The sequence below is a fragment of the Rhodococcus sp. 05-2256-B1 genome (genome assembly GCF_002258465.1).
GTDB lineage: Bacteria > Actinomycetota > Actinomycetes > Mycobacteriales > Mycobacteriaceae > Rhodococcoides > Rhodococcoides fascians.
Genome location: NZ_NOZA01000015.1, coordinates 121285 through 145490, shown reverse-complemented (window position 1 = coordinate 145490; position 24206 = coordinate 121285). Strand labels below are relative to the sequence as shown.

Sequence of the window (24206 nt, the reverse complement as noted above, 5' to 3'; positions counted from 1 at the left end):
TGTCAACGTTTATGTGACCGCCATTACAGACCTCATGTGAAGTTCACGGGGACCGCGGAAGCAACCGGAGGGGAGATCACAGAGTGCCCGCCCATAAACTGGACGCCGTGACAGAACCGGGTACCCGCGCGGAGCGCAAGGAGCGCACGCGGCAGGCCTTGATCGACGGCACACTCGATCTGCTTCGCGAACGGTCGTTCGCGAGCGTGAGCCTGCGTGAGGTCGCGCGGTCCGCCGGCATCGTCCCCACCGCGTTCTATCGACACTTCGCGTCCATGGAAGACCTCGGGGTCGCGTTGGTCGAGGACAGCATGCGCATGCTGCGCCAGATGCTGCGCGACGCCAGACGCAACCCGAGTACCAAGACGGCCACCGAATCCTTCGGCATCCTGGTTCGTCAGGTCCGCAGCCACGAGGATCAGTTCCGCTTCCTCAGTCGCGAGCGCTACGGCGGAGTCACCGAGGTACGTCGCGCGTTCGCCACCGAGCTCCGGCTGTTCGTCAGCGAGCTGACCATCGACCTCTCTCGCATGCCCGGTCTCGAACGATGGGACGTCTCCGATCTCGAGATGACGGCCGACCTCCTGGTCTCGACGATGCTGACGGCGGTGGTCGGTCTGTTGGAAATCGACCGACCGGGTAGTCAGAACGAGAAAGACCTCATCGAACGCACCGAGAAGCAGATCCGGATGATCATGCTGGGGATGAGCAAATGGGAACCGCGACGGGCCTGACCGTCGGGCACGAGCGCGAGCCGCGAAGGAGCATCATGACCACCGAGGTACACATCGGCGAGTACACGTTCGAGCTGGCACAGGCAGGTCCCGTCGACGGCGTACCCGTCGTTGCGCTGCACGGCTTTCCACAGACCAACGCGTCGTGGTCGCGGGTGACCCCCGAATTGACGGCCGCGGGCTGCCGCGTCCTGGCCCCCAACCAGCGGGGCTACTCCCCCGGTGCCCGCCCGATCGGCGTCGAGCACTACCGCATCGAGCGTCTCACCGAGGACGTCCTCGGTCTGCTCGACGCCTTCGACCTGAACTCGGCGCACCTGGTGGGTCACGACTGGGGCGCTGTGGTCGCCTGGCATGTCGCCGCCGAGCATCCCGACCGCGTCCGAAGCCTCACTGCCGCATCCGTTCCGCACTCTGCGGCGTTCAACTGGGCCATTCGCGAGGACCCGGACCAGCAACAGCGGTCCCAGTACTTCGGCTTGCTTCGCGAACCCGAGAAGGCCGAACGAGTGCTGACCGAGAACGACGCCCAACGGCTCCGCGCGATGTTCGGGGCCGAAAGCCTCGACGACGAATACGTTCGCCATCTGACGGTGCCGGGAGCACTGACGGCTGCGTCGAGTTGGTATGCCGCGATGACGCGGGAGTTCGCGAACCTACCTGCGGTGACGGTGCCGACCACCTACGTGTGGAGCAACGGCGATACCGCCATCGGTCGAGCCGGCGCGGAGCGCTGCGGCGAGTTCGTCGATGCGCCGTACCGATTCGTCGAACTCGACGGCATCTCCCACTGGATCCCCGAGGAAGCCCCCGACAGACTCGCAGCCGAGATCTTGGATCGTATCGGGTCGGTCTAAACCTGTTCCGGGGCGCGAACTTTCAGCAATGCCAGCAGCCCGGCGGCGAGGACGATGATCAGCCCGGCGATACCCGCGCGGTCGGCGTCGAACATCCACACGAACAGCCCGAACAGCGAGGGCGCGAGAAACGACGCGGCCCGACCCGTCGTCGCGAACAGTCCGAAGAACTGCCCCTCGCGCCCGGGCGGTGCCAGTCGGGCCAGGAAGGTGCGCGCAGACGATTGCGCGGGCCCCACGAACAGACACAGGATCAGCCCGAAGATCCAGAACATCGTCGGGCCCGACACGAACAGCAGAATGGTTCCGGCCGCGATCATGGACGTGAGCGAGAAGACGATGACCTTCTTGGGTCCGATTCTGTCGTCGAACCGCCCGGCGACGATGGCACCGAGGCCCGCGATGACATTGGCGGCGACGCCGAACAGAAGTACGTCCGCCGCGCCGATGCCGTAGACGCTGACGGCGAGAACGGCTCCGAAAGTGAACACGCCCGCCAGCCCGTCCCGGAACAGTGCGCTGGCGATCAGGTAGTAGACGGCACGCCGGTCTGCGCTCCACAACTCGCGCACATCGCGAAAGAGAACGCGATAGGACTCCGCGAAGCCGGCCTGTGCCACCTCGGGATCGGCGATGGCCCTGGGTACTTCGGGAACTGCGAACATCACCGGGATGGCCGAGACCGCGAACCAGACGGCCGCCAGCACGGCGACGAGCCTGATGTTGAGCCCTCCGTCGGTGCTCAGCCCCAGCAGGCCCCGAGTGTCGCCGTCCCCGACGATGAAACCGAGGTAGCACAGAAGCAGTAGGACGATTCCACCGAAATAGCCCATCGCCCAACCGAATCCGGACACGCGTCCGATATTGGCCGGGGTGGAGACCTGCCGCAGCATCGAGTTGTACGGAATACTGGCCAGCTCGAACATGATGGATCCGAGACCGAGCAGCAGCAGCCCGAGCCACAGATAGTGGTAGTCGTCCTGTACGAAGAACAAGCCGGCCATGGCCACGACCGTCAATGCGGTCAATAGCCCCAGCAGCCATTTTCTCTTGCCTCGGGCGTCGAAGCACTGCCCGCACACCGGTGCCAGCAGTGCGATGACGACGCTCGACAGCGCGATGGACCAGCTGAACCACGTGGTCGCCGAGATGGATCCGGGTAGGTCGTCACCGACGGCATCGGTGAGATACACCGAGAACACGAACGTGAGAATGACGGCATTGAACGCGGCCGATCCCCAGTCCCAGAACCCCCAGGCGGTGACCTGCTTACGCGTTGTGGCGACTCCGACGACAGCGGCCTCCGGCTGGGTTCCCATGGTTGCCAACACTAGCCCGCGACGGGCCCATGTTTGGGTGCACCTAGTTGCATAGTCACCACGTTGCATACATACTCTCGGGTGTGGCTTTGGAACACGCGATTCTGGTCTCCCTCACCGAGCTGAGCGGCTCGGGGTACGAGCTCGCCCGACGGTTCGACAAGTCCATCGGCTTCTTCTGGAGTGCAACTCACCAGCAGATCTACCGCACTCTGACGCGGATGGATGGAGCGGGCTGGATCACCGGTGAGGCAGTCGCGCAGGACGGCCGACCCGACAAGAAGGTCTATTCGGTCAGCGCTGCGGGCCGAGCCGAGCTCGATCGGTGGATCGCCGCACCGACCGATCCTTCGCAGCTTCGCGAAGAACTCGCCGTGAAGATTCGCGGAGCGGCCAACGGTGACATCGAAGCGTTGAAAGTCGAAGTCGCCCGCCACCGCGACGTACATGCCACCCGTCTCGACGTGTATCGACTGATCGAGAAGCAGGACTTTCCGGCCCCCGCTGCCCTGACCGGTACCGCGCTGCATCAATACCTGGTGCTCCGCGGCGGGATTCGTGTCGAAGAAGGATTCACCGAATGGTGCACCGAGGTATTGGAGAAACTGTGAAGACCGAGCAGACCACTGGTCCGTACCCGATTCTGTTGTCGCCGTTGGACGTCGGCGCAACCACGCTGAAGAACCGCGTGATCATGGGATCGATTCACACCGGCCTCGAAGATCGCGCCCGCGACACCGGCCGCCTGGCGGCCTACTTCGCCGAGCGTGCCCGCGGCGGAGTCGCACTCATCATCACCGGGGGTTACGCCCCCAATCGCACCGGGTGGCTGTTGCCGTTCGGGGCCAAGCTGACCAACCGCATCGAGGCCCGTCGGCACCGCAGGATCACCACTGCCGTGCACCGCGAAGGCGGCAAGATCGCGCTCCAGATCCTCCATGCCGGACGCTATTCCTACCAGCCGCTGAGTGTGTCGGCATCGTCGATCAAGGCTCCCATCAATCCTTTTCGGCCCAGGCGATTGACCTCGAGGGGCGTTCGCTGGCAGATCAGAAACTTCGTGCGGTGCGCCCGACTCGCACAGAGCGCCGGCTACGACGGCGTCGAAATCATGGGCGGCGAAGGCTACTTCATCAACCAGTTCCTCTCCGAGCGCACTAACAAGCGACGCGACGAATGGGGTGGTTCTGCGGAGAACCGTCGCCGAATGGCAGTCGAGATCGTGCGGCAGATCCGTGCCGCCGTCGGATCCGACTTTCTCATCGCGTTCCGGCTGTCGATGGCCGACCTCGTCGAGGAGGGCCAGAGCTGGAACGACATCGTCGCCCTCGCCGAGGACATCGAGGCCGCAGGCGCGAACATCATCAACACCGACATCGGCTGGCACGAATCGCGGGTGCCGACCATCGTCACCTCGGTTCCGCGAGCAGCATTCGCCGACATCACCGGCAAGCTCGAAAAATACGTGAGCATCCCCGTCGCCGCGTCCAACCGCATCAACATGCCCGAGATCGCCGAGAACATCCTCGCCCGCGGCGACGCGCAGCTGATCGCCATGGCCAGGCCGATGCTCGCCGATCCGTTCTGGGTCGAGAAGGCTGCTTCCGATTCCGCGGATCGAATCAACACCTGCATCGCCTGCAATCAGGCCTGCCTCGACCACGCCTTCGTACACAAGAAGGTCTCGTGCCTGGTCAACCCTCGCGCCGGTCGCGAGATCGACCTGCAGTTGTTGCCGACGAAGAAGACCAAGAAGGTCGCGGTCGTCGGGGCCGGGCCCGCCGGACTGTCTGCGGCGCTCACCCTTGCGCAACGCGGACACGCCGTCAGCCTGTTCGAGGCCAGGAGCGAGATCGGCGGCCAATTCGGTATCGCCCGTCTGATTCCCGGCAAGGAAGAGTTCGCCGAGACCATTCGCTACTTCTCCACCGCTCTGCGCGACGCGGATGTTGCGGTACACCTCGATACTCGGGTCACCGCCGCAGAACTCACCGCGGGCGAATTCGGCGAGGTGGTCCTGGCCACCGGTGTCACTCCCCGGATGCCGCAGATCTCAGGTATCGATCACCCGTCCGTGCTCTCGTACGCGGAACTGGTGCGCGACGGTAGGGCCGTCGGCGACCGGGTCGCGGTCATCGGTGCCGGCGGCATCGGCATCGACATCTCCGAGTTCCTTACTACCGACGCCTCCCCCACGCTGGACCTGAAGGAATGGAAGCAGGAGTGGGGAGTCACGGAGCCCGAGGCCGCGCCGGGCGCGTTGACCACCCCGGTGCCTGCCGCATCTCCTCGGGAGGTCTACCTCCTGCAACGCAAGCCGGGACGTATCGGGGCCGGTCTCGCGAAGACCACCGGGTGGGTCCACCGCGCAGCGTTGAAAGCGAAAGGCGTGCATCAGCTTTCGGGGGTGAACTACGAGAAGATCGACGATGCGGGCCTGCACATCTCGTTCGGCGAGAAGCACGAACGCCCACGCTTGCTCGAGGTCGACACCATCGTGATCTGCGCGGGCCAGGAGTCGGTTCGGGATCTGGTCGACGAGCTGAAGGCAGCGGGTACCACCACGCACATCATCGGCGGTGCGGACGTGGCGGCAGAGTTGGACGCCAAACGGGCGATAGAGCAGGGCACCCGGCTCGCGGCCACGATCTGATCTGTCCGCTAGCCTGTCTCACCGTGAGCCTGCCCAAGCCCAGCCCCGATGCCCGCGCCGTCGTCACCGGAGCCTCCTCCGGTATCGGTGAAGCCCTGGCCACCGAACTCGCCACCCGTGGTCACTCGCTGATCGTCGTGGCCCGACGCGGCGAACTGCTCGAGGCGCTGGCCGCGAAGCTCACCGCCGATCACGGCGTCACCGTCGAGGTGCGGGCGTCGGATCTGTCCAACCGCGAGCAGCGCCAGGAGCTGGTCACCGAGCTCTCCGAGCGTGAGATCTCGATCCTGTGCAACAACGCAGGCATCGCGACGTTCGGACCGGTGGCCGGGCTCGATCCCGCGTACGAGCGTGATCAGGTGGAGCTCAATGCCGTTGCCGTACACGACCTCACGTTGGCGGTCATGCCCGGCATGATCGGTCGCGGAGCAGGCGGCATCCTCATCACCGGTTCTGCGGCGGGCAACATGGCCATCCCCAACAACGCGACCTACGCCGCGACGAAGGCCTTCGTCAACACGTTCTCGGAGTCACTGCGCGGTGAGCTCGCGGGCACCGGCGTCAACGTCACCCTGCTCGCTCCAGGCCCGGTCCGCACCGAGACACCCGACCCGGCCGATGCGTCGATCGTCGACAAGATGGTTCCCGACTTCCTGTGGATCGACAGCGCCTACACCGCGAAGCTGTCACTGGACGGCCTTGCGAAGAACAAGATGCGCGTTGTGCCGGGTCTGCTGAGCAAGGGCATGTCGGTAGCCGGGCAGTACAGCCCGCGCAGCATTTCGGCGCCGATCATCGGCAGCTTCTACAAGAAGCTGGGCAACTAGTACCCGAATCCTGGTCGTTCTGCGGGCTCCTCTCCCGACTGAGCAGGCTCAGCGCCGCCGACGCCGTCGTCCGGTTCCGAAGATGCTGCGCGAGATTTCCCGCCCGGCGGCCGAGGCAGCTGATCGAAGGAAGCTCTTGACCGCTGGGTTGCCCATGATGCGCTCCGCGGCCGACGGCCCGTCCGGCTCGCTCGGGGGTAGATCCGGCAGATCGGCGGGCAGCGGTGGGATATCGAACTTCTCTGCCGGAGCGGGCACGTCGGTCACGCGAGCGTTCATCCGCTCGTAGGCGGACTCGCGATCGATTGTCTCGCGGTACTTGGCGGACAGGGTGCTCGACGACGCGGCAGCCGCGATGGCGTCGTTGCCGATGGTGTCCATCAGGGAGCGGGGCGGGCGAATCTTCGTCCATGCCACCGGTGTCGGCGCGCCTTTCTCCGAGAGCACCGTCACGATCGCTTCTCCGGTCCCCAACGACGTCAGTGCCTTCTCGAGGTCGTAGGCGTCGGTCTTGGGGTACGTGCGCACCGTCTTGTTCAACGCCTTCTGGTCATCGGGCGTGAACGCGCGAAGGGCATGCTGAATTCTCGCGCCCAATTGGGAGAGAACATCGTTGGGAACGTCGGTGGGCAGCTGCGTGCAGAAGAAGACCCCGACGCCCTTCGAGCGAATGAGCTTGACGGTCTGTTCTACCTGCTGCAGAAAGGCTTTCGACGCGTCGGCGAAGAGCAGATGCGCCTCGTCGAAGATGAACACGAGCTTGGGCTTGTCGACGTCACCGACCTCGGGCAACGTCTGGAACAAATCGGCCAGTACCCACATCAGGAAGGTGGAGAACATCACCGGACGTGGCGCCTGAGCGCCGAGCTCGAACAGGGTGATGACGCCTCGTCCGTCGGGTCCGGCGCGGAGCAGGTCCTCGGTCTCGAGTTCCGGTTCGCCGAAGAAGGTGTCGCCGCCGTCGGCCTCGAGATTGGCCAAGGCGCGCAGGATGACTCCGGCGGTCGCCGACGAGACACCGCCGATGCCTTTCAGGTCGGCTTTGCCTTCGTCACTCGTCAGATGCATGATCACCGACCGCAGGTCCTTGAGATCGAGCAAGGCAAGTCCCTGGGAATCGGCCCAGTGGAAGATCAGCCCCAGGGTCGACTCTTGAGTGTTGTTGAGCCCCAACACTTTGCTGAGCAAAATCGGTCCGAACGCGGTGATCGAGGCCCGCACCGGCACCCCGATTCCCTCAGTGCCGAGCGAGAGAAATTCCACCGGGTGTCCGGCTGGAGCCCAGTCCGTCAGGCCGGTGTCCGCAGCGCGGCTGCGGATCTTGTCGTTGTCTTCGCCCGGCGCGGACAAGCCCGAGAGATCTCCTTTGACGTCGGCCATGACGACGGGAACCCCTGCGGTAGAAAGCTGTTCGGCTATCCCCTGAAGCGTCTTGGTCTTGCCGGTTCCGGTGGCCCCGGCAACGAGACCGTGCCTGTTCAACGTGGCCAACGGAATACGAATGCGGGCAGCGGGGTCGGTGACACCGTCCAGAACGACGGTTCCCAGTTCCAATGCCGCACCTGCCGATGTGTATCCGGCGGCGATCTCGCTTGCTTTACCCTGCACCGCCGGTGCCGACCCTTGCTCTGCGGCACGCGCCTCGGCCTCGGCGGCGTCGGCCGCAGCCAAAGCTTCGGCAGCCACCCGTGCGGCTTCCACGGCCGCCGCTTTGGCCGCCTTCGCCTTCTCGGCAGGGCTGAGCGTGGGTGCCGGCTGCGTCGGGTCGCCTGTCATGTCCGCATCCTTTCGTGAACGTGCGCTGAAGTGAACGGGGTCGATCGCCACCGCAAACCCTAGTGGCTGTGGTGGGCGCACTACTGTGGAGCGAGTGCAGGACAAACTCGTGTGGATCGACTGTGAAATGACCGGCTTGGACCTGAGCAAGGACAAGCTGATCGAAATCGCGGCGTTGGTGACCGACAGTGAGCTCAACATCCTCGGGGAGGGTGTCGACATCGTCATCCACGCCGACGACGATGCGTTGGCGAACATGCCGGCCGTCGTCACCGACATGCATGCCAAGTCGGGCTTGACCGACGAGGTGCGCGCGTCGACGGTGAGCCTGGAGGAAGCCGAGCAGCGCGTGCTCGCGTACATCAAGGAGCACGTCCCGGTGGCCGGAACGGTTCCGCTCGCGGGAAACTCGATCGGGACCGATCGTGGATTCATCTCTCGCGACATGACCGCGCTCGACACCTACCTCCACTACCGAATGATCGACGTCAGCTCGATCAAGGAACTTTCTCGACGGTGGTACCCACGGATCTACTACGGGCAGCCGGCCAAGGGCCTTGCGCACCGCGCCCTCGCGGACATCAAGGAGTCGATCAAAGAGTTGCAGTACTACCGCCGGACGGCCTTCGTGGCTCCGCCGGGGCCCTCTACCAGCGACATCGCAGCAGTTGTTGCCGAACTCGACACGCAATCGGGGGCGGATTAGCAACCTCGGATTCAACCCGCTAGTATTGTCGACGCTGCTGATGCAGAGCCCGAAAAGGTTCTGCGGACGCGTGCAATGGTGGGCGTAGTTCAGCTGGTAGAGCACCAGGTTGTGATCCTGGATGTCGCGGGTTCGAGTCCCGTCGCTCACCCCACACGAAGAAGGCCGGTCTCCTCGCGAGACCGGCCTTTTTCGTGCATTCACTCCTCCCTTCGCCAGGGTGTTCGAGCGGACGGTGCGTACCCACCCTGACCTCGAATTACGTTGTTGTAATTCACTTTTCGAGTTTCTTATGGGGTTTCTGTGACGTACGGTTACCAATGGCACTTTTGGGGAAGAAAAGTACCAACGTGATTCATGTGTTTTCTGCTACGTGAGTTCAGCGTGCCCCGAAGCGTCACCGAACATGCTCGACGCCCAGCTCGCACCCATCCGACGGGTGCACGGCGGGCAGAGACCAGGAGGCTTTTTCGTGGGTCGCAGAATGCACAGAGTCATAGCGGGTTCGATCTTGTCGGCAGCACTGTGCATCGGCACAACCGGCTTGCTCAGCCCAGCGGTGGCCACCGCTCAACCCACGATCGAATTGCCTCAGATCCCGATCCCCCAGCCCGATGCGCAGCAGCGGGCCGCAATACTCGCCGCGGTGCTCGACGCCACCGGTGTGCTCATCAACCAGGTCGCGGCGATCGTTCTCGACGGCGACGTGCTGTCGGTGCCGGATACCGCAACTCCCGCGGATGTACCCGAGATCGAACTTCCGAGTGCGCCGCCCACGGTGGGGCTCGGCGGTGCCGTGCTCCCGATCGACGCAGGCAAATATCGCATCACTTCGGGTTACGGCGGACGCAACAACCCGACTGGCAACGGCGCGCAGTACCACCAGGGTGTGGACCTGGCTGCCGACAGCGGAACCCCGATCCATGCGGTGACCGGCGGAACCGTCGTTCAGGCCGGAGACGCGGGCGACGGCTACGGCAAGCTCGTTCGGGTCAAGAGCGGAAACACCGAGACCTACTACGGCCATCAGTCCAGCCTCGCTGTGTCCGTCGGTGACGAGGTGGCACCGGGAGATGTCCTCGGGGCGGTCGGCAGCACCGGCAATTCGACGGGACCGCATCTGCACTTCGAGGTCCGCAACAACGGCTCGAGCATCGAACCGGTCGCGTACCTGAAGACACTCGGGATAGATCCTTCGCTCTACCAAACCCGCGATCGAAGCTGATCGACACCGATCAGACAGTGGTGGCGTTGCCCGCTTTCCACTCGTCCCAGGGAATGTTCCAGTCGCCGAGACCATCGGTGCCCGACAACGTTCCACCGACGGTGTTCTTGACCACGACGATGTCACCGCGCTTGGTGTTGTCGTAGACCCACTTGGCGTTGGTCGGACTGAGGTTCAGACACCCGTGCGAGGCGTTGGAGTAGCCCTGCTGCCCCACCGACCACGGTGCGGAATGGAAGAAGATGCCGCTGTACGACATACGCGTCGCCCAGTCGACCGGAGTGCGGTACCCGGTGGACGAGTTGACCGGCACACCGTAGGTCGACGAATCCATGACGAGATGCTCGAATCGATCACCGATGATGTAGACGCCGTTGTCCGTCGGGGTGGAGTCCTTGCCCATCGATGTCGGCATCGTGATGACGTCCTGGCCGTTGACGTTGAACGTCACCTGCTTGGTGTTGTCGTCCGCAGTGGCAATGACCGCGTCGCCGATCGTGAACGACGTCGTCGCATTCTCCTGGCCGTAGATGTCGTCACCGAGATCACGCCCGTACACGTTGACGGCCACGTCGACCTTGGTGCCCGGTGCCCAGTAGTTCTGCGGTCGCCAGCGAACCTCTTTGTTGTTCACCCAGTAGAACGCACCTTCCACGGCCGGCGTCGTGGTGACCGTGATCGCATTCTGGGCAGCAAGCTTGTCGGTGATCGCCTCGTCGAACTGGACCGCGACAGGCTGCCCGATACCCACCACGTCGCCCGGGTTCGGCAGAACGTAGGGCTTGGTGAAATTGCCCGGCTGGCTGGTGGTGAAGCTCGACACCGTGCTCGACGATCCTCCGAGTCCGTACGCATCGGCCTGCACTCGATACTCGCGGTTGTAGCCGAGGGGTTCGGTGTTGGTCCACGACAGCCCGTCCGGAGCAATGGCTCCCGATACCGGCTCGCCGTCGGGGTTGAGCATGGTGACCGAGGACAACTTGCCGTCCGCAACCGAGACGGTCACCGGGTCCGCCGGTGAGAATCCGACTGCTCCGTCGAGCACGCTCGCGGTCAGCTTCGGTTTCATCAGTTCGGTCATCGGGTTGGAATCGATCGGAACGGAGGGTTCGGAGATGTCCGTCTGCGAGCTGCACCCGGACAGCACCGCCACCGAAGCGACAACTCCCACCGCGGCGAGAACGAATCCTCGAGACACCCTCATGAACACACCACTTCCCACTTCGAGCCCGACCCGGACGATTCTGCCAGCGCAGAATCCACACATTCCACTCGACAGCCCGTTCGACAAATAACGTTCGAGTACCAATCGTGCTGCAGAAAGTTGGTGTTACCTCCCTGCCACACAGGGCGGTGCCGCGAACGCACATCACCGCCTCGTTCGACGCCCGGTGAGGACAACGTCATATCCGGCTAACCGATGTGTAATGGCCGCGCACACTGCACCGGGCACTGTGGAAGCCATGGTCACCACGGTGAAGACACTCTGCGCATACTGCGGCGTGGGATGCGGCATGGTGCTCGAGGTCGGTGGGCCGTCGGCGGCGAAGTCCCAGTCGAGCTCCCGGTCGACGCTGCCGATCGGGCCCACGGTCACCAAGTCGGTCGGCGACAAGACCCACCCGGCGAACTTCGGCCGACTGTGCACCAAGGGAAGCACCACCGCAGACATGCTTGCCGCGCCGGGCCGCCTCGACAAGGCTCGAATTCGCCACCGGCGCGGTGACCGGCCGGAGAGTACGGACACCTCGGTGGCCATCACCGATACTGCCCGCAGGCTCCGCACGATCCTCGACGAACACGGACCCGATTCCGTTGCGCTGTACGTATCGGGGCAGATGTCGATCGAGGCTCAGTACCTGTCGAACAAACTGGCCAAAGGGTTCATCGGTACCAATCAGATCGAATCCAACTCACGATTGTGCATGGCCAGCGCGGGGACCGGCTACAAGCAGTCACTCGGAGCCGACGGTCCGCCGGGGTCGTACGAAGACTTCGACAACGCCGACGTGTTCCTCGTCATCGGCTCCAATATGGCCGACTGCCACCCCATCCTGTTTCTGCGAATGATGGACCGGGTCAAGGCCGGTGCGAAACTGATCGTGGTCGATCCGCGGCGCACCGCCACCGCCGACAAGGCGCACCTGCACCTCATGCTCGAACCGGGATCCGACCTGGCGCTGCTCAACGGCCTGCTGGCTCTGATCGTCGACAGCGGAAAAACAGACCCAGACTTCATCGCCCAGTTCACGGACGGCTGGGACGCGATGCCGGAGTTTCTTCGCGATTACACCCCCGAGAAGATCTGCGCTGCAACCGGTCTCGCCGAGGAAGATCTGCGTGCCGCAGCGAAGATGATCGGGACTGCAGAGAACTGGATGAGCTGTTGGACGATGGGACTCAATCAGTCCACCCACGGCACCTGGAACACCAACGCACTGTGCAATCTCCACCTGGCGACGGGTGCTATCTGCCGGACCGGCAGCGGCCCCTTCTCGTTGACCGGTCAGCCGAACGCGATGGGTGGCCGGGAAATGGGATACATGGGCCCCGGACTGCCGGGCCAACGGGCGGTCACCAACGACACCGACCGCGCGTTCGTCGAGCAGGCCTGGGGAATCCCGCCCGGAACACTGCGCACCGACGTCGGTGGTGGAACCATCGAGATGTTCTCGAAGTTGGCTGCGGGCGACATCAAAGCTTGCTGGATCATCTGCACCAATCCTGTTGCGTCCGTAGCCAATCGAACAACCGTGATCGATGGTCTCGAACGTGCCGAACTGGTGATCACCCAAGACGCCTTCGCCGACACCGAGACCAACCGATACGCCGATGTGATGCTGCCCGCTGCGCTGTGGACCGAGGCCCATGGTGTCATGGTCAACTCCGAGCGGAACCTCACGCTGTTCGAGCCGGCTGTCGAAGCACCCGGCGGAGCACTCCCCGACTGGAAGATCATCGCCGACATGGCCTGCGCTCTCGGCTATTCCGAGTCGTTCACGTACTCCAGTGCCGAAGAGATCTTCGAGGAGATCAAGCAGTTCTCGAACCCCGCCACCGGTTACGACATTCGCGGCGTCACCTACGACGGGCTCCGCGAGGGTTCGATTCAGTGGCCGTGCCCGCCCGAGTCGGCTACCACCAGACACCCCATCCGGTACCTCAACGACGGAGTCAGCCAAACCCTGCGGGTGTCGGAGGACGGCTCGATTCCTGCCCTGTCGTTCCCCACCGCAAGCGGTCGAGCGCAGTTTCTCGCCCGACCCGCCATGGCACCGGCCGAAATGCCGGACGACGACTATCCGTTCCTGCTCAACACGGGGCGACTCCCCCATCAGTGGCACACCATGACCAAGACCGGCAAAGTCGCGAAGCTGAACAAACTGAACCCCGGCCCGTTCGTGGAAATACATCCGACCGATGCGGGCCGGCTCGATCTGTCCGACGGCGATACCGTCGAACTGTCGTCGCGTCGAGGCCGTGCAGCACTGCCCGTTGTCGTTACCGACCGAGTGTTACCCGGCGGCTGCTTCGCACCGTTCCACTGGAGCGACGAGTTCGGTGAATCCCTGGCGATCAACGCGGTGACCAATGACGCCGTCGATCCCTACTCGCAGCAACCCGAATTCAAGGCCTGCGCCGTGTCGCTGACGAAAGTATCTGCTGCTCAATCGGATTCGTCCGATACGTCCGAGGACGTGCACGACCCGGTCGACGCTCTCGCCGTGTTGGTCGGCCGCCCGAGCCGACCCGCAGAACCTTTCACCGTCATCGAACAAAGTTACATGGCAGGCCTGCTGGAGGGACTTCGGACCGACGCCGCCCGTTCTGCGCCGGGAACCCCCACGCTGCCCGAAAAGACCCCGCTGACTCCCGAGACGCACGCGTGGCTCGACGGTGTTCTCGCAGGCCTGTTCTCGCGCACTCCCTCGCCGGGCACCGAAGCAACCGCCGGGGACACCTCGTCGGCAGCGGGCAGACCACTGCTCCTGCTGTGGGCCTCGCAGACGGGAACTGCCGAGGAGTTCGCCCAGTCCAGTGTTTCTCATCTGCGAGCTGCTGGGTCTGCCGTCACCGAACACTCCATGGACTCCTTCACCGCAGACCGACTACCGGCCGAGGCCGACGTGTTGATCGTCAGCAGTACCACCGGGGACGGCGAAGCACCCGACAACGGCGCAACCTTCTGGGAGAGCCTGACAACAGATTCGGTACCTGCACTGGACGGAATCCGTTACGCCGTGCTGGCGTTCGGCGACTCGAGTTACGCAGACTTCTGCGGGCACGGCCGCAAGATCGACGAACGCCTCGAGCAACTCGGTGCGCGGCGACTACTCGGCAGGGTCGACCTCGAGCCCGACTACGAGAACGAGGCCGCCGAGTGGCTCGACTCGGTGAGCGCGCTGCTGGCAGGTGACTCGCCAACGTCCGACCCCGCGACCGCGCCTGCGGCACCCGCATGTCGGCCTGCGGCTGCTGACGTAGAACCGCGGTACAGCAAGAAGTCGCCCCTCGTGACCACTCTCGTTCGGAATCGAGTGCTCACCGCACGCGGATCGCTCAAGGACGTCCGTCAACTCGGATTCCACCTTCCCGCGGGCACCCTCGAATACGAGGTGGGTGACGCACTCGGGGTCTGGCCTCGCAACAGTGACCAGTACGTGCAGGAGTGGCTCAGTGCCACCGGACTCGACGGTGACGCCGTCGTCGAACTGGCCGAGCACGGTGAAATGCCGCTCCGTACGGCGTTGGGTCGGCACCTCGAGATCGCCCGTGCCACACCGGATCTGTTGAAGTTCGTACACCGGCGTACCGCGGACGACGACCTCGAGGCCATGTTGCATCCGGACAACAGACACACGCTCGCCGACTGGATGTGGGGACGGCAATCGATCGATGTACTTGCCGCACATCCGGTTCGCGCGTCGGTGGACGATTGGCTCGGCGTTCTCAAGCCGTTGCAGCCGCGTCTGTATTCCATCTCGTCGAGCCCGAAGGAGAATCCCGAGGAGGTGCAGGTGACCGTCTCGGCTGTGCGATACAACGTGCACGGTGTCGCTCGACGCGGGGTGTGCTCGACGTATCTGGCCGACCATGCCGCCAACCATGACATCGGGATATTCGTACAGAAATCGACCCATTTCAAACCGCCCGAGGATCCCGCCACGCCGATGATCATGGTCGGTCCCGGCACCGGCATTGCACCGTTCCGGGCGTTCCTGCACGAGCGGCGCGCGCTCGGGCACACCGGCCCGAACTGGCTCTTCTTCGGCGAACAGCACGCGGACACCGACTTCTACTACCGCGACGAACTCACCGCGATGCTGAGCGACGGGTCGCTCGACCGTCTCGACGTCGCCTTTTCCCGGGATCAGAAGGACAAGGTCTACGTGCAGGATCGTATGCGTGAACACGGCAGCGAGCTCTGGAACTGGATTCACCGAGGTGCCCACTTCTATGTCTGCGGCGACGCGTCGAGAATGGCCAAAGACGTGGATGCGGCCCTGAAAGGCGTGGTCGCACAGCACGGGAAACTGGCCCCGAGCAGTGCCGAGGCTTACGTCAAGGCTCTCGCTGCGGAGAAGCGGTACGTGCGCGACGTCTACTGATCCGCAGCCACCAGCGGCGGGACAGTGCGCAGGAGGAAGGCGATTTGGTCTGCGACCACCTGCTCGAAGTCATTACCGAGATAGATGTCGAAATGGCCTGCGTCATAGGTTTCGATCTCCCCGAGCGGGGCTGTCCGGGCGTATCGCAGGGTGGCCTTCGCCGGCGCCACAGAATCCGTGTTGCAGACGACGAAGAGTATCGGGCAGCGGACGTCCTTCGCTCGACGTCCGGGCCGATGGCGCACGATCTGCAGCGCGAAGCGGGCGGCAACCCGATTGTGGAACGACTCGTCGGAGTCCGGAGCGAGCGCGAGGTACCCGTCGTAACTGTCGGGTGACGTCATCAATGCGGTAGTCCCCGGTCGTCCGGCGGTCGCCACCATCACCGGCGGCCGCCCGATCACCGATCCCAGCAGATCGCGCACGGCCCGCACGGACAGTTTGACCGAGGTCCATGTGTTCGAAGCGAGCCCGGAGGCGATGCCGTCGGTGAACGGACACTGCGCGACCACCGCGGCGACACGCTGATCCCGTGCTGCCGCGACGATGACGTGGCCACCGCCGAACGACGAGCCCCACAACACGATTCGCGAACCGTCCACGTCCTGCCGACCCCAGGCGCACGCGATCGCTGCGGCCCAGTCCTGCAACTGGGACTCGATATCGAGCAATTGTCGCGGTCGCCCGCCACTGTCTCCGAAGTACCGATAGTCGAACACCAGGCACGCGTAGCCCTCGGCGCGAAATCGTTCTGCGTAGGCGTCGAGTCGCATTCCCCGGGTTCCGCCGAGACCGTGCGCCATGACGATCACCGGGGCCGGCTCGGTGCTGTCGGGCAGGTACAGCCACGCCGCACAGTCGACGCCGTTCGAGTCGAACGTGATGTCCTTACGATCAGGGACCGCGCCCCCCGGCTGCGAATTCATGGGCGAACCATAGCCCACGAACACCGGCAGCGGAATCGGTCGATCTACGGTGCCGAATGCTCCGCGGCGTAGGCATCGACGCGACCGTAGGCGATCTTGGGGGTCCAGTCTCTGCGAACCAAGCCGAAGTTCTGTTCGGTGTCGGCGGTGTCGGACCCGGCGTCTCGGAGACTGTAGACGTAAGCCGGTCCGAGCCAATCGTTGCCGAGGACGGCGTCGAGAACGATCCCGATGCTGTCCGATTGCACCTGCTCGCTGACGCTGTTGGGGTTGGTCCCGGTCGGTGCGCCGAATTCGGTGATCCAGATCTGTTTGCCACTGTCACCGCCGGCAACCATGGTGTCTCGCATCGACCACATCTTCATGGCGGTGTTCCATGACGCTGTGCTGGGGTCGTTGGGTAGGTACGGCCACGTGTAGGGATGCACGTTGAAGGCGTCGAAGTACTTGTTGGATCCTTGCGCGTACATCTTCGACAGGAACGACGTGCCCGCGATGTTGCCGTTCGTGTCCTCGGACGGTGCCATCCCACCGACGAGCACGGTCGAACCGGGCTGCACCTGTTTGATCGCCGTGTAGGCCGCTCGAAGCAGCGCCGAGTACGCCGTGACGTCGGGAACGGGCTTGAAGAACGTCACGATGTTCGGCTCGTTCCATACTTCCCAGATCTTGATGCGGTTCTGGTACCGCTGAACCACCGTCTTGGCGAAAGCCGCGTAAGTGGACGGGTTTGCAGGACGGGAGTGAGAATCGTTGACCGCGGCAGCTACTCGCGCCCATCTGGGGGTGTAGGCGATGATCCCGTGCGGGCACATCCCGTGGGCCACGACGGCATCGATCACTCGGTCCGTTCGACTCCAATCGAAAGCGCCCCGTGTCGATTCGATTGCGGACCAATCGATGTCGAGACGAACCGCGAAGGCTCCCGCGGCTTTGGCAAGCGTCAGTTCGCGATCCAGATCTGCTGGGGAGAGGCTACCTATCGACGCGCCCGGCGAGACTCCGATCCGGATGGCGTCGGACTGCCCGCCACAGTTCACCGGACCGGCCTGAGCCCGCACGACGGGAGATGCACCCACTGCCGGCGTCGCAGCGAACGGCAACACCAGAGCCGCAAGAACGGCCATCACCCGCAGAGGAGCATTTGCTTTCATCTGCGGGATGATAGCAACACCGGTAGGCGATCTTCGCCGAAACGGATTGTCATACGCTTTGTGGCAATTACGGCAACGATTCGGATTGACGCAGAATTCGACCCCGCAGTCATCGGTAGGACGACATTGCCTGTACTACCATATGCCCAATGACAACAGGATTTCCCGGTTTCGACGAGCGTCTCAACGAGTTACTCGCCCGGCAGGCGGAGAAATCCGGCCTCGGGACCGATGAATTCATTCGGCGGGCCGTGGTCGATCGACTCGTTCGTGAACTGTCCGACGATCAGGATTCCGAGGTCGGTGCTCTGCTCCGGGCTTTGCAGGCCGCTTCGGAGAAGGGCGTCGAACCGGCCGAGGTGACCCGGGCATTCGGTACGCCGATCGACGACCCCGAGAGGCTGGCAGCAGTGACTCGGACAGGGTTGATGGACACCGGATCCGACTCCGGCTACGACCGGATCGTCGCGATGGTCGCCGATGCATTGAGCGCTCCGTCTGCCGCATTCTCGCTTCTCGACGACAAGCGTCAGTACTTCAAGAGTGCACTCGGACTGCCGTCGGAACTCGGTGGCGCGCAAGAGGTTCCTCTCGAAGCGTCCATCTGCCGTTATGCGATCGATCTAGGCCAGCCGCTGGTGGTGGAAGACGCGAGACTCAACGACGCCCTCAAGGATCATCCGTCGGTCCAGAGCAACCTGTTTGTTTCCTACCTCGGAGTTCCGCTCACCGACGATGACGGCCATTCCGTCGGAACCCTGTGCGTGTGGGATCGACAGCCGCGGCAGTGGACCACCGGCCACGTTCAGATACTGCAGGACTTGGCCTGGATTATTCGCGAGCGAGTTTTCGAATAAGGGGCGCTTTCCCCGACAAGTATTAGCATTTTCGACCTACAACCGACTTCGAGTTTTTTTCGTGAAGTCGACCGGGTGTCCACTTTCGTGGCGGTATACATTAATTGGGATATTCAGGACCGACCTCATTCGAAACTAACCACCGGAAGAAGCCGTGCCCGAAACACTGGAATCACCCCACACTCGCCCGCGGGCTGCCGAGCCCGACGTCGTCGTAGCCCGTCGCACACTCGCGGACCGACTACGGGTCGATCCGCTGAACACCGCCGTCAATGTTGCGGTCGACGTGTTCGGTGCCGCGGTCGCAGTTACCGGAGCGCTGCTGTGGTATTCGGGCAGTCTCGTCGACACCGGCTGGCTGCCATGGCTCTTCCTCCCGCTGCTCATCGGAATCATGGCGGGCAAGTCGATGTACAGGCGCAGCCTTCGTCGCAACTTTCTCGACGAGATCGGGCCTGCCGAAACGGCTGTTGCATTCGCTGCGCTCGCGTTGATGGTCGTGATGTTCCTCGCCGACACCGAGTACCGGCCCAGCGCGGTCGTGTTGCGACTGTGGCTGCTCAGCGCATTCACGATTGCGATCGTCCGGCTCGTACGCATCGTCGTCCAGCGCGTGATTCGCACCAAATTCGGATCGGCAGCACCGACCATCGTGCTCGGCAACGACCCGATCGCGCATCAACTCGTCTCTCGCACAAGACAATTTCCTGAGTACGGTCTCGCTCCGGTCGGTTACGTAGGAGAAATCCCCGTCGCCGACGTCTCATCGGGAGGCGAGCTGCCCGATCTGCCGCACCTGGGACTGCCCAGCGATTTGGAGGCAGTTGCGCGCAGGACCGGTGCGGAAGAGCTGATAGTTGCGTTCGCTCCGACAGAAGACCGAATATTGGTCGGCGCGATCAGGACTGCGCACCGACTCGGCATGCGGGTGTGGGTGGTGCCCAGGCTGTACGACGCCGTCGGCGTCAACACTCGTGTCGAACACATCGGCGGCTTGCCGCTGATGGTGCTGCCACACGTCAATCCCAAGGGGTGGCAGTTCGCCCTGAAGGGTGTACTGGATCGAGTCCTGACGGCATTCGGACTCCTGCTGCTCTCCCCCGTCTTCCTGACGCTGATGCTGCTCGTGCGCCTGAGCTCCCCCGGCCCGATCTTCTTCGCACAGGAGCGAATCGGCCGTGATGGGTTGCCGTTCGACTGCCTGAAGTTTCGGTCCATGCGGCCCCCGCGGGCATCCGACGCGGCGTTCGAGCGGAAGGCCGGGGACGCACCCGGCGGCGTCGAGGGTGTCGACCGGAGAACCCGTATCGGAAAGATCATGCGACAGACCTCGTTGGACGAGCTGCCCCAGCTGCTCAACGTCCTTCGTGGCGACATGAGCTTGGTCGGCCCCAGGCCGGAGCGGCCCGAATACGTGGACCTGTTCGAGATGCAGATCCGTCGGTACGGCGAACGGCACCGGGTCAAGGCCGGCGTGACGGGATGGGCGCAGGTGCACGGCCTTCGCGGCCAGACCTCCATTGCCGACCGCGCGGAGTGGGACAACTACTACATCGAGAACTGGTCCATCTGGCTCGATGTCAAGATCCTGTTCCTCACCGTGCTGGCCGTTCTGAAACGCGCCGAGGACTGATCGTGGTCTACGCCGAACACCGCCACGTTCGGGTCACCCCGTGATCACGTACGTTGCGCTTGCTTTCGGCGCAGCGGTGGTCCTCGTGCTCGGCTGCGCGGTGGCATCGGCCATCTACCGCCGCCCGCAACGTGGAGTGTTGCTGTTGGCGGGATTGGTTCCACTGCACGGACTTCTGGTTCTCGTTCCCCTTCCCGGGGTCGTGTCGGGCTGGAAGGAAGGCCTTGTCGTCTTCACGGTGCTGTGTGCGTGGTTACGCCGACCACGACATGTCCCCGGCTCGCCTGCTCGGGTGTTCGTGCCGTGGTGGCCGGCGGCTGCGGTGTTCGTCGTGTTCGGCAGCGTGTCTGCATTCGCCACGTTCGGAATAGTCGGTCTGTTCGGCATCAAGGTCACCTTCTTCTACGTTCTGCTGGTAGTAGTCATGTGGCTCGCGCCGTTCGACGCCAAAGACCGTGACCACCTCGTCTCGGTTCTGATGGGCATGGGTGTGTTCACGTCTGCCGTCGGCATCGCTCAACTGGTGGCCGGGCCCGCCGCACTGGTGTCGCTGGGTTACGAATACGGCACGCAGGTCCGAACATCTGGCGGGCTGCTGCGCACGTTCAGCACGTTCAACCTGCCGTTCCCGTTCGGGCTGTACGTGATGTTGGCGTTACTCGTCGGCGGTGCGGTCGCACTGGCCGATCCGCGCCGTCGTCGAAACTTGTTGTTTCTCTGCGCGTCTCCGATGATGGTGGTCGCGATGTCCAGTTCGATCGTGCGTGGAGCGATACTCGGGCTCGCGGTCGGGGTCATCTACTTGATCGCCGTGCGTTTTCGATACCTCGCTGCGCCGTTTGCTCTGGCGGCTCTGGCCGTCGCCGTCACGGTCCCCTTCGTACCCAAGATCACGTCGGTCTTCTTCTCGTCCAGCAGTCTGGGTCAACGCGGTGACGGTTGGGCCAACATCATCGCCAGCATCCTGATTCATCCCTTCGGCACGGGTCTGGGATCGAGTGGATCTGCGGCAGACCGCATTTCCACCGCCGATGGCCGAGCGTTCACTCAATCTGGACTCTCGACCAATTACCAACCCGACAACTACTACGTGAAGGCCCTGCTCGAACTGGGGCCGATCGGCCTCTGGGCGGTGGTGGCGCTGCTGGTGACGTCGTTGCTGTGGTGCACACGCCTGTCCCGGGCACTACGGGGCGACGACGGGGCGCTCGCTCTCGGCGTCGGCGCTTCGATCGTCGCCGCCATGTTCGCCAGTCTGGTCTCCACGTATTTCGAGATCTTTCCGATCGATGTCTATTTCTGGCTCTTGTTAGGAGTGGTGGGATGCGCAGCAGCGCAACACGAATCGTCTTCGGGGCGCTCGCCCTCAGGCCGGGCGGAAGTGGAGTACAGACCTACATTCGCGAGCTCCTGAACGAGCTACCGCATCGTCTGCCCGACGCCGATCTCACCGCGGTGGTGCAGCGCGACGCCGTCGGCGAGCTGCCACCCTCGGTTCGGGCGATGGAACGGCCTGTCACCAGCGGTGCGGCTCGGGCGGTGCTCGGCGCACTCCCCGTCGGCCGGTGCGATGTCGTACACGGCCTGGACGTCGACCTTCCGTTTGTCACCAAGGCCTTCACAGTCGCCACGGTGCACGATCTTTCGGTCATCGACATGCCGTCGGCCTCCAGTAGATTTCGCGCGCTCGGTGAACAGAGACTGGTGCGGCGAGCTCTGCGCCGTGCCGATCTGCTCATCGCTGTCTCGCAATTCACCGCCGACCGGATCAAGGCCGTCAGCGGCCGCGACGCCACCGTCGTCGGCCTGGCACCCGCAGCGTGGGCAGAAGTCCCCACCGACAGCCGAGTGGACGCTGTTCGGTCCAAGTACGACCTACCGGACCGTTTCGTCATGCAGGTCGGAACGGTGGAGCCTCGCAAGAACGTTCAGCTGGTGGCCGACGCAGCGGAGAGTCTGGGTATCCCGTGTTTGCTGGCCGGAGCCGGCTCGACCGGTCCCCACGCTCCCCGCAATTCCCGTGGGCTCGGGTACGTCGATGTCGAGGACCTGCCTGCCCTCTATGCAGCTGCGACCGTCACCGCGTACGCCTCTCGCTACGAGGGCTACGGGCTCCCACCCGTCGAGGCCATGGCCTCGGGTGGCGCGGTCGTCGCCAGTGCAGTCGGTGCCCTCCCCGACGTCGTCGGCGACGGTGCCGTGCTCGTCGCATCGGAGAACGTGGACGACTGGGTGCACGCGATGAAACCCATCGCTTTCGACGCGGATGCACGCGCAGCCCTCGTCGGCGCGGCAGCCGACGCCTCTCGCGAGATCAGTTGGCGTCGAACGGCTGAGCTCACTGCCGACGCGTATCGAGCCGCGGGCGTGGTTTGATGTCGGACGAGCTCGCGCTCGACGGCACAGAGCAGCCCCCGGACTACCGCGCGATCGCAGCGGATCCGAAGGCCGCAGCCAAGGCGACGATTGCCGTTCTGATCAGCAGAGTGATCATCGCGGCGCTGGGCTGGGTCGGCAGTGTCGTCGTCGCGAGGTCCCTCGGAGCGGACGACTGGGGTCAGTTCAGTTTCGTCTTCGCACTGCTGGGCCTGATGTCCGTCGTCACCGACCTGGGAGTCGGACGCGTCGTGCTGGCGAAGTTGATGGACGACGATCCCGAGGAAATCGGTCGAACCGCGTCGTCGTTTCTGGCCCTGCGTACTGCCCTCGGACTGGTGGGTTACGTACTGGCCGTGGCATACGTTCTCCTACTGCAGTATCCGAGCGAGGTGGTCCTCGCGACGGTGCTGGGTGGACTGGTGGTCGTGTTCGCCACACCGGGCCACGCCTTGAGCGTCCTCTTCCAGAGCCGTCACCGGCTGATTCTGGTGGCGGTGGCCGAAAGTGCCGGTCAGGCAATCCAGTTGGCCTTGACCGTGTTGGCGGCCGTGCTCGCTCCCACCCTGCTGATCTTCGTACTGCCGGCTGTGGTCAACGAGGTGTTCAAACTGATCACCAAGGGTTTCGGCATAGGCAACCGTTCCATGGGGTTGCGACCGTCGAGGCACATCGAGGTGCGCCGCTGGGGTCCGTATCTGAGGGAGGCCGTGCCCCTCGCCATCGGCTTCGCCCTCACCATTGCCATGCTCAAGATCGACATGCTGATGCTCAGCCTCCTCGACACGTTCGAGGCCGTCGGTCTGTACTCGATCGGCTACAAATTCTCCGACATGATCGACACCTTCGTATTGGCGGCAGTGGCACCGATCAGCACCCTGCTCGTGGCGTCGTGGCCTCACGACACCACTGCATTTCGAGCGCGCACCCGTTCGGCCGCACTGCTGTTCGCAGTCTTCGGTGCAATGGCCGTGGCGGCATTCGTACCGTCGGCCGAGCCGTTGATCGGCCTGCTGTACGGCGACAGATTCGTGGACGGAGCACACGCGGCCCGGCTGCTCGTCATCGGCGCGGCACTGATGTCTTTGGTGATGCTGGGCATCTTTCTGCTGGCCTCGGCCGGGATGCAGCGTCACTACCCCGTGGTTGCGTTGGTCGGCCTGGCCCTGAACATCGGGTTGAACCTCGTGCTGATCCCACGGATGTCTTATGACGGAGCTGCCATCTCCACGGTCGCGACGATCGGAACCACCCTCGTCCTGCTGTGGATCGTGATAGCGCGAAGCATGCCCATCCCCGGACTACTTCCGGTGCAGTCCCTTTCGGTCGTCGTCGTGATCACCGCGGCCGTCACGGTGGGCGGCTGGTTCCTGGTACAGCACTACCCCGGCCTGTGGCTGCTCGTGTCCGTCGGGGCGGCATTACTGGTCGCGACCTCGCTCGCCGCGTGCGTTGCCATCGGAGTCGTCGAGTCACCGATGCCGGGATCAGCCGAGAAAGGACGACACCGTGCGCACGTGCAGTGAGAAGCGGATACACAACAGACGAATCACC

18 protein-coding genes and 1 tRNA gene are annotated in these 24206 nt (G+C 63.9%); 14 read left to right on the top strand and 5 right to left on the bottom strand.

Annotated features, from left to right (window positions below; genetic code table 11):
• Positions 1 to 107: 107 nt before the first annotated feature.
• Positions 108 to 734: a TetR family transcriptional regulator gene (locus CH285_RS06695; protein ID WP_027497609.1), complete on the top strand. Its 627-nt coding sequence runs from the start codon at positions 108 to 110 to the stop codon at positions 732 to 734.
• A gap of 35 nt (positions 735 to 769) precedes the next feature.
• Positions 770 to 1591, top strand: a complete 822-nt coding sequence (locus CH285_RS06690; RefSeq protein ID WP_045841373.1) for an alpha/beta fold hydrolase — start codon at positions 770 to 772, stop codon at positions 1589 to 1591.
• On the opposite strand, the gene CH285_RS06685 is transcribed toward CH285_RS06690, so the two are convergent.
• Entirely contained in the window at positions 1588 to 2910 is a 1323-nt protein-coding gene (locus tag CH285_RS06685; protein WP_094644333.1) for an MFS transporter, read from the bottom strand. The two genes, CH285_RS06690 and CH285_RS06685, sit on opposite strands and share 4 nt — an antisense overlap.
• Before the next feature lie 83 nt (positions 2911 to 2993).
• Between CH285_RS06685 and CH285_RS06680 the strand changes: the two genes are divergently transcribed.
• Genes CH285_RS06680 through cmrA form a run of 3 tightly spaced genes read left to right on the top strand, consistent with a single transcriptional unit; the run spans position 2994 to position 6390 of the window.
• Positions 2994 to 3521 carry a PadR family transcriptional regulator gene (locus CH285_RS06680; RefSeq protein ID WP_027497612.1) on the top strand — a complete coding sequence of 176 codons (528 nt, stop codon included), beginning with the start codon at positions 2994 to 2996 and terminating at the stop codon, positions 3519 to 3521.
• The gene (locus tag CH285_RS06675; RefSeq protein WP_256984132.1) at positions 3518 to 5563 is read left to right on the top strand and encodes an NADPH-dependent 2,4-dienoyl-CoA reductase; all 2046 of its coding nucleotides are present in this window, start codon (positions 3518 to 3520) and stop codon (positions 5561 to 5563) included. The genes CH285_RS06680 and CH285_RS06675 overlap by 4 nt, the downstream gene beginning before the upstream one ends.
• Before the next feature lie 23 nt (positions 5564 to 5586).
• The gene (gene cmrA, locus CH285_RS06670; protein ID WP_032374479.1) at positions 5587 to 6390 is read left to right on the top strand and encodes a mycolate reductase; all 804 of its coding nucleotides are present in this window, start codon (positions 5587 to 5589) and stop codon (positions 6388 to 6390) included.
• 48 nt (positions 6391 to 6438) lie between these two features.
• Here cmrA and CH285_RS06665 read toward each other — a convergent pair whose 3' ends face one another.
• Positions 6439 to 8166 carry a helicase HerA-like domain-containing protein gene (locus tag CH285_RS06665; RefSeq protein ID WP_094644335.1) on the bottom strand — a complete coding sequence of 576 codons (1728 nt, stop codon included), beginning with the start codon at positions 8164 to 8166 and terminating at the stop codon, positions 6439 to 6441.
• A gap of 94 nt (positions 8167 to 8260) precedes the next feature.
• Here CH285_RS06665 and orn point away from each other — a divergent pair, with 94 nt between their 5' ends.
• The 3 genes from orn to CH285_RS06650 all read left to right on the top strand — a co-directional run bounded on the left by orn (position 8261) and on the right by CH285_RS06650 (position 10097).
• Positions 8261 to 8872: an oligoribonuclease gene (gene orn / locus CH285_RS06660; protein WP_027497616.1), complete on the top strand. Its 612-nt coding sequence runs from the start codon at positions 8261 to 8263 to the stop codon at positions 8870 to 8872.
• A gap of 78 nt (positions 8873 to 8950) precedes the next feature.
• Positions 8951 to 9026, top strand: a tRNA-His gene (locus tag CH285_RS06655).
• 330 nt (positions 9027 to 9356) lie between these two features.
• Complete coding sequence (locus CH285_RS06650; RefSeq protein ID WP_205912818.1) at positions 9357 to 10097, top strand: M23 family metallopeptidase; 741 nt, start codon at positions 9357 to 9359, stop codon at positions 10095 to 10097.
• Positions 10098 to 10107: 10 nt separating this feature from the next.
• Here the strand turns inward: CH285_RS06650 and CH285_RS06645 are convergent, their stop codons facing one another.
• Entirely contained in the window at positions 10108 to 11301 is a 1194-nt protein-coding gene (locus tag CH285_RS06645) for a L,D-transpeptidase (protein ID WP_032370364.1), read from the bottom strand.
• Between the two features lie 223 nt (positions 11302 to 11524).
• Between CH285_RS06645 and CH285_RS06640 the strand changes: the two genes are divergently transcribed.
• On the top strand, positions 11525 to 15706 hold the full coding sequence (locus tag CH285_RS06640; protein ID WP_094644336.1) for a bifunctional nitrate reductase/sulfite reductase flavoprotein subunit alpha: 4182 nt from the start codon (positions 11525 to 11527) through the stop codon (positions 15704 to 15706).
• Here CH285_RS06640 and CH285_RS06635 read toward each other — a convergent pair.
• Together CH285_RS06635 and CH285_RS06630 are read right to left on the bottom strand one after the other, a co-directional pair.
• Positions 15700 to 16632: an alpha/beta hydrolase gene (locus tag CH285_RS06635; protein WP_094644401.1), complete on the bottom strand. Its 933-nt coding sequence runs from the start codon at positions 16630 to 16632 to the stop codon at positions 15700 to 15702. The two genes, CH285_RS06640 and CH285_RS06635, sit on opposite strands and share 7 nt — an antisense overlap.
• Before the next feature lie 44 nt (positions 16633 to 16676).
• Positions 16677 to 17786, bottom strand: coding sequence for a cellulase family glycosylhydrolase (locus CH285_RS06630; RefSeq protein ID WP_037219422.1), 1110 nt, complete (start codon positions 17784 to 17786; stop codon positions 16677 to 16679).
• A 149-nt stretch (positions 17787 to 17935) separates the two neighbouring features.
• On the opposite strand from CH285_RS06630, the gene CH285_RS06625 reads away from it, so the two are divergent.
• The 5 genes from CH285_RS06625 (at position 17936) to CH285_RS06605 (ending at position 24178) form a co-directional block, all read left to right on the top strand.
• The gene (locus CH285_RS06625) at positions 17936 to 18643 is read left to right on the top strand and encodes a GAF domain-containing protein (protein WP_027497622.1); all 708 of its coding nucleotides are present in this window, start codon (positions 17936 to 17938) and stop codon (positions 18641 to 18643) included.
• Positions 18644 to 18797: 154 nt separating this feature from the next.
• Positions 18798 to 20276 carry a sugar transferase gene (locus CH285_RS06620; RefSeq protein WP_255032535.1) on the top strand — a complete coding sequence of 493 codons (1479 nt, stop codon included), beginning with the start codon at positions 18798 to 18800 and terminating at the stop codon, positions 20274 to 20276.
• Positions 20277 to 20316: 40 nt separating this feature from the next.
• Positions 20317 to 21690 carry an O-antigen ligase family protein gene (locus CH285_RS06615; protein WP_094644337.1) on the top strand — a complete coding sequence of 458 codons (1374 nt, stop codon included), beginning with the start codon at positions 20317 to 20319 and terminating at the stop codon, positions 21688 to 21690.
• Positions 21600 to 22652, top strand: coding sequence for a glycosyltransferase family 4 protein (locus CH285_RS06610; RefSeq protein WP_032370193.1), 1053 nt, complete (start codon positions 21600 to 21602; stop codon positions 22650 to 22652). Before CH285_RS06615 ends, CH285_RS06610 begins: the two co-directional genes overlap by 91 nt.
• Positions 22652 to 24178, top strand: coding sequence for a flippase (locus CH285_RS06605; RefSeq protein ID WP_094644338.1), 1527 nt, complete (start codon positions 22652 to 22654; stop codon positions 24176 to 24178). The genes CH285_RS06610 and CH285_RS06605 overlap by 1 nt, the downstream gene beginning before the upstream one ends.
• Positions 24179 to 24206: the final 28 nt, after the last annotated feature.

Excerpts from the sequence above, each read along its gene's own strand:
- CH285_RS06690 (WP_045841373.1), top strand. The coding sequence starts at position 770 with ATGACCACCGAGGTACACATCGGCGAGTACACGTTCGAGCTGGCACAG.
- CH285_RS06685 (WP_094644333.1), bottom strand. The coding sequence starts at position 2,910 with ATGGGAACCCAGCCGGAGGCCGCTGTCGTCGGAGTCGCCACAACGCGT.
- CH285_RS06665 (WP_094644335.1), bottom strand. The coding sequence starts at position 8,166 with ATGACAGGCGACCCGACGCAGCCGGCACCCACGCTCAGCCCTGCCGAG.
- CH285_RS06650 (WP_205912818.1), top strand. The coding sequence starts at position 9,357 with ATGCACAGAGTCATAGCGGGTTCGATCTTGTCGGCAGCACTGTGCATC.
- CH285_RS06645 (WP_032370364.1), bottom strand. The coding sequence starts at position 11,301 with ATGAGGGTGTCTCGAGGATTCGTTCTCGCCGCGGTGGGAGTTGTCGCT.
- CH285_RS06640 (WP_094644336.1), top strand. The coding sequence starts at position 11,525 with ATGGCCGCGCACACTGCACCGGGCACTGTGGAAGCCATGGTCACCACG.
- CH285_RS06635 (WP_094644401.1), bottom strand. The coding sequence starts at position 16,632 with ATGAATTCGCAGCCGGGGGGCGCGGTCCCTGATCGTAAGGACATCACG.
- CH285_RS06630 (WP_037219422.1), bottom strand. The coding sequence starts at position 17,786 with ATGAAAGCAAATGCTCCTCTGCGGGTGATGGCCGTTCTTGCGGCTCTG.
- CH285_RS06625 (WP_027497622.1), top strand. The coding sequence starts at position 17,936 with ATGACAACAGGATTTCCCGGTTTCGACGAGCGTCTCAACGAGTTACTC.
- CH285_RS06610 (WP_032370193.1), top strand. The coding sequence starts at position 21,600 with ATGCGCAGCAGCGCAACACGAATCGTCTTCGGGGCGCTCGCCCTCAGG.
- CH285_RS06605 (WP_094644338.1), top strand. The coding sequence starts at position 22,652 with ATGTCGGACGAGCTCGCGCTCGACGGCACAGAGCAGCCCCCGGACTAC.